This window comes from Desulfosporosinus sp. I2 (genome assembly GCF_000960765.1).
Lineage (GTDB): Bacteria > Bacillota > Desulfitobacteriia > Desulfitobacteriales > Desulfitobacteriaceae > Desulfosporosinus.
In genome coordinates, this window is record NZ_JYNH01000162.1 from 1 (window position 1) to 10,341 (window position 10,341).

The 10,341-nt window shown below is 38.0% G+C and carries 14 protein-coding genes; 7 read left to right on the top strand and 7 right to left on the bottom strand.

The features are described 5' to 3' along the window. Positions 1 to 92 precede the first annotated feature (92 nt). Entirely contained in the window at positions 93 to 1,571 is a 1,479-nt protein-coding gene (locus UF75_RS22430; RefSeq protein ID WP_045576765.1) for an Lsa family ABC-F type ribosomal protection protein, read from the top strand. Positions 1,572 to 1,604: 33 nt separating this feature from the next. On the opposite strand, the gene UF75_RS22435 is transcribed toward UF75_RS22430, so the two are convergent. Beyond that, positions 1,605 to 2,597 (bottom strand): tyrosine-type recombinase/integrase, encoded by a 993-nt coding sequence (locus UF75_RS22435; RefSeq protein WP_045576766.1) that lies wholly within the window; start codon positions 2,595 to 2,597, stop codon positions 1,605 to 1,607. A 432-nt stretch (positions 2,598 to 3,029) separates the two neighbouring features. Between UF75_RS22435 and UF75_RS22440 the strand changes: the two genes are divergently transcribed. Together UF75_RS22440 and UF75_RS27640 are read left to right on the top strand one after the other, a co-directional pair. Next, the gene (locus UF75_RS22440) at positions 3,030 to 4,187 is read left to right on the top strand and encodes a DUF4317 family protein (protein WP_045576767.1); all 1,158 of its coding nucleotides are present in this window, start codon (positions 3,030 to 3,032) and stop codon (positions 4,185 to 4,187) included. Next, a complete protein-coding gene (locus tag UF75_RS27640; protein ID WP_348983089.1) occupies positions 4,181 to 4,372 on the top strand; it encodes an SOS response-associated peptidase family protein in 192 nt (63 codons plus the stop codon). Before UF75_RS22440 ends, UF75_RS27640 begins: the two co-directional genes overlap by 7 nt. 8 nt (positions 4,373 to 4,380) lie before the next feature. Here the strand turns inward: UF75_RS27640 and UF75_RS22445 are convergent, their stop codons facing one another. From UF75_RS22445 to UF75_RS22455, 3 genes are all read right to left on the bottom strand, one after another. Beyond that, positions 4,381 to 5,067: a Crp/Fnr family transcriptional regulator gene (locus UF75_RS22445; RefSeq protein WP_045576768.1), complete on the bottom strand. Its 687-nt coding sequence runs from the start codon at positions 5,065 to 5,067 to the stop codon at positions 4,381 to 4,383. Between the two features lie 133 nt (positions 5,068 to 5,200). Further along, entirely contained in the window at positions 5,201 to 5,512 is a 312-nt protein-coding gene (locus UF75_RS22450) for a pyridoxamine 5'-phosphate oxidase family protein (RefSeq protein ID WP_045576769.1), read from the bottom strand. A 44-nt stretch (positions 5,513 to 5,556) separates the two neighbouring features. Further along, entirely contained in the window at positions 5,557 to 6,177 is a 621-nt protein-coding gene (locus UF75_RS22455) for a DUF1638 domain-containing protein (protein ID WP_045576770.1), read from the bottom strand. Between the two features lie 358 nt (positions 6,178 to 6,535). Between UF75_RS22455 and UF75_RS22460 the strand changes: the two genes are divergently transcribed. Both UF75_RS22460 and UF75_RS22465 read left to right on the top strand, forming a co-directional pair. After that, entirely contained in the window at positions 6,536 to 6,766 is a 231-nt protein-coding gene (locus UF75_RS22460) for a peptidoglycan-binding domain-containing protein (RefSeq protein ID WP_242860388.1), read from the top strand. Positions 6,767 to 6,773: 7 nt separating this feature from the next. After that, entirely contained in the window at positions 6,774 to 7,055 is a 282-nt protein-coding gene (locus UF75_RS22465; protein WP_045576771.1) for a hypothetical protein, read from the top strand. A gap of 267 nt (positions 7,056 to 7,322) precedes the next feature. On the opposite strand, the gene UF75_RS30905 is transcribed toward UF75_RS22465, so the two are convergent. The 3 genes from UF75_RS30905 to UF75_RS22470 all read right to left on the bottom strand — a co-directional run bounded on the left by UF75_RS30905 (position 7,323) and on the right by UF75_RS22470 (position 8,774). Further along, entirely contained in the window at positions 7,323 to 7,448 is a 126-nt protein-coding gene (locus UF75_RS30905; RefSeq protein WP_282433849.1) for a hypothetical protein, read from the bottom strand. Positions 7,449 to 7,920: 472 nt separating this feature from the next. Beyond that, on the bottom strand, positions 7,921 to 8,055 hold the full coding sequence (locus UF75_RS30910) for a hypothetical protein (RefSeq protein WP_282433850.1): 135 nt from the start codon (positions 8,053 to 8,055) through the stop codon (positions 7,921 to 7,923). A 341-nt stretch (positions 8,056 to 8,396) separates the two neighbouring features. Continuing rightward, positions 8,397 to 8,774, bottom strand: a complete 378-nt coding sequence (locus UF75_RS22470; protein WP_045576772.1) for a pyridoxamine 5'-phosphate oxidase family protein — start codon at positions 8,772 to 8,774, stop codon at positions 8,397 to 8,399. 348 nt (positions 8,775 to 9,122) lie between these two features. On the opposite strand from UF75_RS22470, the gene UF75_RS22475 reads away from it, so the two are divergent. Then, a complete protein-coding gene (locus tag UF75_RS22475; protein ID WP_045576773.1) occupies positions 9,123 to 9,593 on the top strand; it encodes a HipA family kinase in 471 nt (156 codons plus the stop codon). A gap of 96 nt (positions 9,594 to 9,689) precedes the next feature. After that, positions 9,690 to 9,899, top strand: coding sequence for a hypothetical protein (locus UF75_RS22480; RefSeq protein WP_045576774.1), 210 nt, complete (start codon positions 9,690 to 9,692; stop codon positions 9,897 to 9,899). Positions 9,900 to 10,341 lie beyond the last annotated feature (442 nt).

The window sequence follows — 10,341 nt, forward strand, 5'->3', positions numbered from 1 at the left end:
ATACCTATATGGGTTTGGCTTTGTTGTGTATTTGCGAGCTGCAAGAATTAACTTTCTTGCAGCTCATATTTTTTGCACAGGAGGACAAAATTATGTCGCTAATAAATGTTGCAAACCTAATGTTTGCCTATGATGGTAGTTATGACAACATATTTGAAAACGTGAGTTTCCAAATAGATACCGATTGGAAATTGGGATTTACGGGGAGAAACGGTAGAGGTAAGACAACATTTCTCAATTTGTTGCTTGGTAACTATGAATACAGGGGTAATATTTCTGCAATTGTCAGCTTTGAATATTTTCCTTTCAAGGTCGTAAACAAGGAATATAATACCCTTGATGTAATCAGCGACATTGTTCCGGATTATACCCACTGGAAACTGATGCGCGAACTTTCATTGCTAGAAGTTTCTGAGGATATTTTATATCGTCCTTTTGATTCATTATCTCACGGAGAACAAACGAAAGTATTGCTTGCCACTTTGTTTCTTAAGGAAAATAGTTTCTTATTGATTGATGAACCAACCAATCACCTAGATATGGCTGCGAGAAAACTTGTCAGTGACTATCTCAATACCAAACGTGGTTTTATTCTGGTATCTCACGACAGATCATTTCTGGATAACTGCGTTGATCATATTCTTTCAATCAATAAGACAACTATAGAAATCCAAAAAGGGGATTTTTCCTGTTGGTGGGAAAATAAAAAAAGGCAAGATAGCTTTGAGAGTGCAGAAAATGAGAAGCTTAGAAAAGACATTCATCGTTTATCGGATTCTGCCAAACGAACGAGTAGCTGGTCTAACGACGTGGAAAAATCAAAATATGGAACTAAAAATTCCGGTTCTAAATTAGATAAAGGTTATGTTGGTCATAAGGCCTCTAAAATGATGAAACGTTCCAAGTCAATCGAAAACAGACAGCAATCTGCAATTGATGAAAAGTCTAAACTTCTCAAAAATATCGAAGACTACGACAGCCTGAAGATTTCTCAACTGGTTTATCATAAAAACCGACTTGCTGAACTTGAAAATGTTTCTATTTTTTACGGTGAAACGATGATTTGCAAAGATATAGGCTTTACGATCGAGCAAGGTGACCGAATTGCGCTTATAGGTAAAAATGGCTCAGGAAAATCAAGTATTATCAAACTTATTTGTGATGTCAATATAAACTATACAGGCACTTTCAGAAAAGGAAGTCAGCTTAAAATATCCTATGTTTCACAGGACACATCGTATCTCCAAGGCAATTTAACTGACTATGCTACAAACAACGAGATTGTTGAAAGCCTTTTTAAATCTATTCTAAGAAAACTTGGTTTTTCTAGAGTTCAATTTGAAAAGGATATGTCAACGTTTAGTGGCGGCCAAAAGAAAAAAGTGCTGATTGCCAAAAGTCTATGCGAACAAGCGCATCTATATATTTGGGATGAACCACTCAACTATATTGATGTACTTTCCCGTATACAAATCGAAGAGCTATTGCTTGAATACCAACCCACTATTTTGTTTGTAGAGCATGATAGGACATTCAGCGGGAATATTGCGACAAAGTTTGTAAATATCTGATTCTATAATAATCATTTATTCTCAATAATTATCCTACCTAAACTTTATTAATGCTGCTGAACGTTTTAGTTGCTCATCAAGAACCTTTGCATAAATTCTTGTTGTTCTAGGATCGGCATGTCCTAAAGCGTCTTGCACAATTGCAAGATTATCGGTTTCGCGAAGTAGTAATGTGGCAAACGTTGAACGCATTTTGTGAGCACTAAAACCGTCAGTATTATGTCCCAAAGTTTTAAGAATTGCCATATATTTTGCTATGAGGTTTTGTACTGCTCTCGTACTTATACGTTTTCCTTGCATAGAGAGAAATAATGCCTCTGATTTCCCCTGCGCATAGCGTTGGCGTTCATTTTGAAGATAATCGTTTATAGCTTTAGAAATTTCAGTATTAAAGTATACGACTGTTTCTTTATTTCCTTTACGAATCACTTCAAAGCAGCCTTTATTAAGATTGGTTGTTGTGAGATTGAGATAACAAAGTTCAGATAACCGCAATCCCGTCCCAATAAAGGTAAGGAATATTGCGTAATTCCGTTTTTCTGTATAAGCATGATATTTGAGCTGCTCCCTCGACAAACCAGTTCCATTCTGCAAAACGTCAGTAAGGTCAGCAATTTGATTAGGCTCAAGAGCTTTAGGAAGCTTTTGATTGACATTAATCGGGTCTAGCTTGATAGTAACATCTTTAGAAATCATATCCTCACGGAGTAGATATCGATATAGAGATTTTATGACTGCTTGTTTACGAGCAAGTGCTCGAACTCCATTGTTGCGCTCAATGCTGGCCCAGCTCAAATAAGCTTCTATATCACGATGACCGATATTTTCCATTAGTAATAAACTTATGCCTACGGGTGAAGAGGGGAAGGTAGACATGGAATCACAGAAAAATTGAAAGAACAACCGAAGTTCATTGGTATAAGCATATTGAGTATTTCTTGATTTATTGATAACAGCCAGGTGATTAATAAAATCTTGTGCGAAATGAGGAAGGGTAGTAACAGGAAATCCATGATTATCTTTCATAATATCGAACCTCCGTCAGTTAAAGAGAATGAATTTCAAAGGTAATAGGTAAAGATGATATCGCTATTATATATAGAAACGTTACAATGTTCAATTATGCCATAAAGAGTATGAATCCGGAAAGGCCATGTTTATGTGTAGCTTCTATTATTTTAATCATAGTCTATAAGATCATCTTTTCAATACTACCAGCCGAACAAACGTTTTTTGGACGTTCTGATGATCTTTTATTTACCTATGTTTACTTCTGTTATCCGGGAGGAAATAATGAAAAAATGACGAATATTATATACTTAACTTAGAATCTGTAGATATTACTCGAATTATCAGTCATCAGCTTTTGTTGATCAACAAAAGCTGACATTGTTTTGATTGATTTTTGCTGAAGAGTCAGTAATTCTACCTAACGAATAATAAAAGGGAGATAGATGCTTGAATAAGGAAGATATCGCCAGCATTCGGAAAGAATTAAAAACAAATAACTCAAAATTAAAAATTCAAGAAATTTGTAGTTATTTTATCAAACAAGAAAGTAAGGACATCCTCTGTTCTGAAGAAATATACTTTGATATGATGGACGAGCTAAAAAAAGAATTATATTTAAAAAACTTCAAAAAGGTATTGACGGGTAAGATTGATTCGAAAATTTTCGAGCTAGAGTTCAAAGACAATAAACTGGGCGAAAATAAAACTCAAAAGCAAATGATCCAAATTTTGAGCACAAAGAATTTTAAAGAAGCGACACAAACTATCGTAAATAAAATTCTGGAAGAAACTTGCGAGAAATATGAGAATGATTTTATGATTAGTTTCATTCGAGGAGAAGCTTATAGATCAGCTAGAAATAAAGATAACGGTCAAGTAAATGATGACGTAGCCTATTCCTTGGAATTCTTTATATGTAGTATCTGCCCTATTATCGTTCCGAAGAACTCACTTAATTTTGATTTCATTGAAAGAGAGTTCTGCACAAGTCTACCTGTGAAAGCTATCATTAATACAGCTGCTCCTTTTGAGGGTTTTATGTTTCCTTCGTTTAGTGAAGATGCAGCAGAGACTGATAAGGTTGTTTATTATACTCAAAAAGAAAACAAGCCCAATCCATTGTTTGTAGAAAATATTCTCGATTGTGAATTTAAATCGACAGCCAAGGCTGACAAAGAGCGTTTTTTAGAAGTTGTTCGAGATATTGTAGGAGCAGAAATCGAGCCTGAAGTTGTTTCGAGCATCTATGAGGAACTTGGTCGTCGGCTTGACGTAGAGGCTGAAAGTGGAGAGGTTTCTTTGATAGGTTTAAAAGATATGGAGAGAATTTTAGAAAATAGCGGAATTAACACCGCTGATAAGTTAAGATCCTCGTTTCTCGGAATTATGGGTGGAGAAAACTATGAGTTTAAAGCATCGAGTATTACCCCTAATTATGCAACAAAGTCGATTAAGATTGACAATAACACTGCGTCGATTTCGATTGGCCCACAAGATCTAAAAAATGTTAAACAAGTCACTAAGGATGGTATACGATATTTGATGATACGAATTGATGACACGGCCACGCTTGAAGGCTTTGATTTGGTAACTGAGGAATTTTAACGGTAGACGGTAGACCATTTGCTTTCGCAGGTCTGTGGGATACTTGGCTGGCACCTACAGGCCAAATCATAAACTCATGTGTGATCATAACGACTACGCCTACTAAGTTGATGGAGCCAATACACAACCGAATGCCTGTAATATTGCCGAAGGACATGGAGTCGCTTTGGCTGGATATGGGATGAGGGAGGTATTATTCAAACGTATGAATACTGATGCAAGGGTCGTTCTTCAAAACGAAATATCTTTTTTCCCGGTCAATTATATTAGCCGCTTTAAACTCTTTAAGTGCCTGAATGACCATAACACGCGAAGAGCCAATCATATCAGCTAGTTCCTGCTGGGTGATTTTGAGATCTATCAACGTCGACGTTGGCCTTTTTTGTCCATATTGTTCTGCTAAACGATAAAAAAGTTGCAACAATCTCTCTTTTACAGGTAGTCCAGTTTCTTTTCCTAATTTCAACATGGTTTCATATCGTTTTTGCCCTAAGTAGCCAATAATCCTTATGGCAAACGAAGGGTCTTCTTTGATTAACGCCTCAAATCGGAGTTTACTGAAACAGCATATGCAAACCTCTTCCATGGCAATGGCGCTTGAATGCTCATTTTGTTCTTGACATAAGGACAATTCACCTAGGACTTCACCTGGGCCACATACATCCAGAATTGTTTCATGGCCATCCACGGTAGTTTGTACGAGTTTCAGCTTACCTGATTTTATAAGGTAAATGGTACTTGTTGACTCTCCTTGACGAAAAAGGTAGTGTCCTCTGGGCAATCTCTTTCTTTGCGTACATTGACACAAGTTAGTAAGTTGCTCTCGTTCCAGTCCCTGAAATACGTCCAATTGTTGCAGACAGATGATGCAACGCTTCATACTTTTCCTCCTCATGTATCAACGGTTGCTATAAATACAGTGTATCAGAAAAATGTCCTAAACTACTATAAAACTTGAAATGCACAATAATCCCGCCTGTCATAAGCGGGATTATTGTGCATTTCAGAAGTTTCTACAGAAGCACCTCTACCTTTTCTGCCCTAAATAGAACCAGTTTCTCTTCTATGCATGCTTTGCCTGTGAGCCTGAAGCCTTTGGGGCCACCTTCCATCGTTGCTATTACAACCTGCATCATTCCGTTATCTTTGATGTTCTGCTGAGTGACCTCCATCTTGTAGATTCCAAACCCTAGTATGTCAGCTTCTCTTATTTCTGCTACTTTTCCCACCACGATCATGTGAGGTTCTCCATGGGCAGAAGCAGTAGTGATGGGAATAAACGGAGCCTTTGATATTACATCTTTAATTTCTTGAGTTATAACCATTTAAATTCACTCCTTAAAATATTTTGTTGAGTATGCCACGTAAATTAACCGATGTAAGTAGGGACTTTCTTTGCTAATGCTTTCTCTAGCGTTTCAACCACACTCTTTTTAAAAACTGCCAGATCAATACTTTCAATTTCGATTGGTACCTGTGTATATTCGAAAAAATCCAAGATATCTTCATCACTGAACTCGGAAACACCGGTGTCTAGGAGCAAAATTTTATCGTAGAAACCAAAATTCTGCCTAGCGTCAATTTCGTCCCAGCCTTGTCCCTGACTGAAAATTTCCCTCCAGTTCTGCAACCAACCTTGAGTAATGTAAAATATCTGATCCGATTTTTCTAGCTCCTCCTGTCTCTCCTTACCTAAAATCAATTCAATACAATTCCTGGGTTGCAACCTGATAACATTACATTTTTCTGTGAACTCGCTCATCTCAGGATGGCACATAGAGCCGAAAAAGAGGACTACCTTTTCTTCGGTCGCATTATCATTTAAAGCCTCGGTGATGCCATCTTTCAGTTTATCATAGTCTACATGCAGAGCTGGTGCTGTATAGATAACTTTAAACTCAGCATCAGATTCCCAGTCAGCTCTTATTTCCTCTAGAACTCGCTCAAGCTCCAGTTGGAATATGCCGCAGGCAACTATGCGTACCTCCATATTAATGTCACCTCTTCTCTGAGCTACGTTATACCTTGAGTCATTAGATCTTAACAAGCTAACTCGTCTTATGTGATCTTAACATGAGGCAAGAAAGAAGAATGTTAAATTATTAACAAAAATTAAAATAGTTAAATGTTTTTGGCGAGACAAAGACAGTTTTAGCATAAGCTAAGGCCCGTCTTTTTAAATTTTAGGGCAATTTGAGAACTGATTTTTCAGTAAAATCCAAAACCTGTAACAAAAGACTGTACAAATTCGGGGCTAGAGAGGTTGACCTTCCTAACTTGTTCAAACACTAACCCTTTGAAAATAGCATAAAGTATATCGGTATCAAAAAGTGACAGAGGTGATGGAGTTGCACATATTACAGATAGGATCAACAGGAGACGATGTCATTGAATTACAGTCGACTTTAAGTATCTTGAAATATAAACCAGGGATGACCGATGGGATTTACGGAGTGAAGACAGCGTTCGCAGTAATCCAATTTCAAAAAGACAACGGCATTGTTGCAGATGGAATTGTAGGACCAATTACCTGGGCGTATCTACAGCGTCTGATGGCTACCAAAACTGCTTTCAATTAGTGAGGTTGTGACGATCAACGACAGCTTTTTAGAAAAAATCAAGGCAGGTAAATATAAAGCCTACCGTTCAGATTTGGACCTGAAAGCGGCAGGAGCTCTTACGGAAGTATTGAATGGTTTTAGTAGCCAAGATCTTCTGACAAGCTTTAAACAAAAGACAGCAAAGTTCTATTTCACAAAAGATTCGCTGGGCGTAAGCATTGAGGTCGCCCATGTAGTAGGCGATCATTTGGAAATGGAGATGAAATATAAGGATCTGGGTGGACTGCTCTTAGTAAAACCTCAATGATCGGCAGATAACAGTTACATGGACCCACTGCTGCGGTTCATGTTTCTTTTTCTTTGTTATTCATTGGGGAGCTTTTACCGGTCTGATCTTTCTTTCTGCTAATCAGAGGGAGAGAGGGCGAAATTGGACAAAACTACTTTGCAAAATCTGGCCATCGCCAACGCAAACTACACAAGAAAACTAGGTTATGAATTATCTAAAAGACAAAATACTAACCTATCAATAGGCTACCACCGTTAAGATGATAGCCTTTTAATAATAGTATTTTTAGAAGATTACACCTAAAGCGATAAGAATCAGAATAGCTATTGCAATAATTCCGACGCCAACCCTTGTACCAACCACAGGGGCGACAGGGGGAGGACAGCATCTACCATAACCCATACCGTACATTAATTATTTCCTCCTTTCAAAATTAGAATACTATTCCCATTGCGATAAGCAGAAGAATGATCACAACTACAATTGCTATTCCTTCTCCAAGACCACTGCATGTCATTTACATTTCCTCCTTTGCCAAGGACATTATTTTATATTAGAAACGGCGTCGTTTGAACATAAAGGGTCTACCCTCAAATCTCTCGAATCTTTCAAATGGCTCAATAAAGAAAGGGAAGAAAGGGAAAAACGGGAAGAACGGAAAAAAAGGAAATCGCCTAAACATATTTATCTGTCCTCCTTTTGTTAATAGCTTCCTTTTACAAATTCGTTATTAAAAGATAACACCCAATGCTATTAAGATTAAGATAGCGATAGCAATGATACCTACCCCTACCCCTACCCCTACCCCTGCTCCTGCACCTACTGCACCAAGACCGAACATATTGTTTCCTCCTTTTTTAACTAGATTTATTAAAATGCGAAGTTAATAAGAGTGTAAAATTAAAAAATCAATTCCCATTGCGATAAGCAGAAGAATGATCACGACTACAATTGCGATTCCTTCTCCGAGACGGTTTTTGGGTCTGCAATCATCTAGATCAATACCACCAAATGCCATTTGCATTTCCTCCTTTTCAAAGAGATAGTACATAATATGCACAAGCTGGGCAACTTGGTACAATATGGTAAATATGTAAGACGTGCATTTTAGAGCATAAAGTTCTTAATACTTCCCTGAACGAGTGCTGGAATATGGCAGCACTTTAGCCTCTACCACAGTCAACCCATTGATTTCGCTAGTATTTTTACAGATTTCAAATGTGTATCAAATTCGGAGTTCTTTAAAGCTTTTGCCAGACATTTCTTTCTATTAAAATTTCAGAAGGAGAGAGAGGATGAAATGCGAAAAAGCTTGCACAAAGCCCGTATGCAAAACCTGAACATATTGTAGGCATATTTTTAAAGCATTTGTTTCGCAGATGTCACAGTTATTTCTAATACTGCACGAACCCATGAAAATCTTTCTTTCATACGATCAAAATCCCCACCTGATTTCACAAAACGGGTAGTTCCTTTCACGATAAAACCTGTTCCTTTTGCTTTGTAACCTTCGATTTCCCTGCTGGCAATCGATAGAATAACATCGTTATGTACGCTAAGGTTTCTTTCCGTTTTGTTGAAGCCATAAGCTGGAATTAACAGTTTGTCATCTGGTGTGACCACTATATAGCTATTCCAAGTATTCACTAAATGTGGGCCATCGTCACCGTTGGTCACGATAGAGACGGCTCCGTCTGAGGGATGAGAAAGTACGTCCAATAATTTTTCGTTAAGCATAATAATACATCCTTTCTGTTTGAAAAGTATTAGTTAACGGCTACTTAGCCGCTGGCTGGCTCAATTAATGTGCCTCACGACCATATTGTTATACATATAATAGTTTCCAAATGTCATCTGCAACAGGCAATTGATAAGTTGGAACATACCATTAAGCAGATCAGCAAATAATATTTTAAAAACCCCTATATCAATAGAAAGCTAGGTGGTGAAGAGGGGCATCCTTGGAGGATGGCCCTTTCCACAAGAATAAGGCCTGAAAATTCCAGAAATCCCTTTTTGTCAGTACTCTTCCACTTCTTTTGAATATAGTAAAGTAACAATCTAGTAATGGAGGATGTTGGAGCCATGACATCTTTAAAACCGGTAAAATATTTAGAGACTCTGTCTGGAAAAGCTGCACATTTATTTTTATATACTGATGGAAATCGTTATGCGGTAAAATGTAAAAATAATTTCCACGGAACAAGGGAGTTGGTAAACGAATTCGTCATCGCCAGATTAGGGCAGCTACTTTCTTTACCTGTAGTACCATTTGAAATTGTGCATATGTCAAAGGAGCAGATTCAGTATATACCGAAAAAGTTTTCTTCCAATTACAAACCAGGCAAACAGTTTGCAAGCCTTTTTATAGATAATTGCATCGGCCTCTCTAAGAAACCTCCTCACCCAACTAAAAATGAAATCAAAAATCACCAGGTTTTGGCCGGAATTTTCGTCTTCGACCATTGGGTGCATAACGCCGACCGCACAAAAAGCAACATCCTTTTAGAACGGCTGCCGGAAGGCAAATATAATATTCATATGATCGATCACTGAAAATGTTTTTCGGGAGGATACAAATGGAATGAGGCAACGCTGCAAAAGCGTAAAGGATTTAAAAAAGATTCTATCGTTCATATTTGGGCAGCGGGCATGCTGGAAGATTTAACGATCGTATCTTCATATATTGAACAAATCTTGGCTTTGCCGGAAGTGTCAATCGAAGAAGTGATTAGGGAAATTCCCGAGGACTGGGACGTACCGCTTCAAGACAGAGAAGCGCTTATTACCTATCTCAAAGAACAGAAAAAAACATTTGCCGATTCGGTATATAAATTTATAAAGAAATATGGGAATGCCTGAAAAATCAATTGCTTGTTTAATGTATTGATTCGCTTGGGTGCAATATTGGGCTCGCGTTCTGGCTATCCTATCAAGCAGTTTAGCTTTCATCCTCATACAAGTTGTTTCATCCCTGCGCCGTGTAGTTTTAAGGGAACTTTAGTCACTACTTCGGTGCTTGTCCTTGTGGACAGCTGCATGCTATGGTCGCCGTAGGGTTTCCCCATCCGGGTAAGCAGCGGGATGATAGGGTGGGTTTTATCCCTTGGCACTTTTCCTATCGCTTGCTAAAGCGGAATTCCATCATGGCCGCGTAACAGTATTGACGGTTACTTACGGGTGCACTTCTAACCACGCTAATCGAGCACTCCGGGCACGTGGAGACCTGTGTACTGCTATATCACAAGGATTATTCGGTAGGGGAAAAGAGTAAAAAGGTAACGGTTGAGGTTGGAATGAATAA

Coding starts and splice junctions, on each gene's coding strand:
- UF75_RS22445 (WP_045576768.1), bottom strand. CDS start 5,067: ATGAAGCGTTGCATCATCTGTCTGCAACAATTGGACGTATTTCAGGGA.
- UF75_RS22480 (WP_045576774.1), top strand. CDS start 9,690: ATGCTGGAAGATTTAACGATCGTATCTTCATATATTGAACAAATCTTG.
- UF75_RS22475 (WP_045576773.1), top strand. CDS start 9,123: ATGACATCTTTAAAACCGGTAAAATATTTAGAGACTCTGTCTGGAAAA.
- UF75_RS30905 (WP_282433849.1), bottom strand. CDS start 7,448: ATGTACGGTATGGGTTATGGTAGATGCTGTCCTCCCCCTGTCGCCCCT.
- UF75_RS30910 (WP_282433850.1), bottom strand. CDS start 8,055: ATGGCATTTGGTGGTATTGATCTAGATGATTGCAGACCCAAAAACCGT.
- UF75_RS22470 (WP_045576772.1), bottom strand. CDS start 8,774: ATGCTTAACGAAAAATTATTGGACGTACTTTCTCATCCCTCAGACGGA.
- UF75_RS22435 (WP_045576766.1), bottom strand. CDS start 2,597: ATGAAAGATAATCATGGATTTCCTGTTACTACCCTTCCTCATTTCGCA.
- UF75_RS22455 (WP_045576770.1), bottom strand. CDS start 6,177: ATGGAGGTACGCATAGTTGCCTGCGGCATATTCCAACTGGAGCTTGAG.
- UF75_RS22450 (WP_045576769.1), bottom strand. CDS start 5,512: ATGGTTATAACTCAAGAAATTAAAGATGTAATATCAAAGGCTCCGTTT.
- UF75_RS22430 (WP_045576765.1), top strand. CDS start 93: ATGTCGCTAATAAATGTTGCAAACCTAATGTTTGCCTATGATGGTAGT.